At 69.5% G+C, this 600-nt stretch carries 1 protein-coding gene; it reads right to left on the bottom strand.

What is annotated here, in order from left to right; translation table 11 throughout:
• Positions 1–600: NAD-dependent epimerase/dehydratase family protein (locus J1902_RS19135; RefSeq protein ID WP_207617942.1), on the bottom strand; the 600-nt coding region annotated here is incomplete at both ends.

Raw genomic sequence — 600 nt, 5'->3', positions numbered from 1 at the left:
TCGCACATCTGGTCCACGGTCTTGGTGGTGGACCAGCCCAGGTCCGCGAGGGCGGAGGAGGCGTCGGCCCAGAAGGCGGGCAGGTCCCCGGCGCGGCGTCCGGTGATCTCGTAGGGGAGCGGGTGGCCGACGGCCTTTTCGAAGGAGTGCAGGACCTCCAGGACGGAGGAGCCCTTGCCGGAGCCGAGGTTCCAGCGGCGGACTCCCGGACGGCCGGCGATGTGGTTGAGGGCTGCGACGTGGCCTCCGGCGAGGTCGACGACGTGGATGTAGTCGCGCTGGCAGGTGCCGTCCGGGGTGTCGTAGTCGCCGCCGAAGACCATGAGCTTCTCGCGGCGGCCCACGGCCACCTGGGCGATGAAGGGGACAAGGTTGTTCGGGATGCCCTGGGGGTCCTCGCCGATGCGGCCGGAGGGGTGGGCGCCGACCGGGTTGAAGTAGCGCAGCAGGGCAATGTGCCAGCGCCCGTCGGCGTTGCCGAGGTCGGTGAGGATGTCCTCGATCTGCTCCTTGGTGCGGCCGTAGGGGTTGTTGGCTCCGATTTCCATCTTCTCGACGTAGGGGGTGGGGTTGTGCTCGCCGTACACGGTGGCGGAGGAG

This window comes from Arthrobacter cavernae, assembly GCF_017368795.1.
Taxonomy (GTDB): domain Bacteria; phylum Actinomycetota; class Actinomycetes; order Actinomycetales; family Micrococcaceae; genus Arthrobacter; species Arthrobacter cavernae.
The sequence above is the reverse complement of the archived record's forward strand: the minus strand, read 5'-3'. Positions and strand labels throughout refer to the sequence as shown.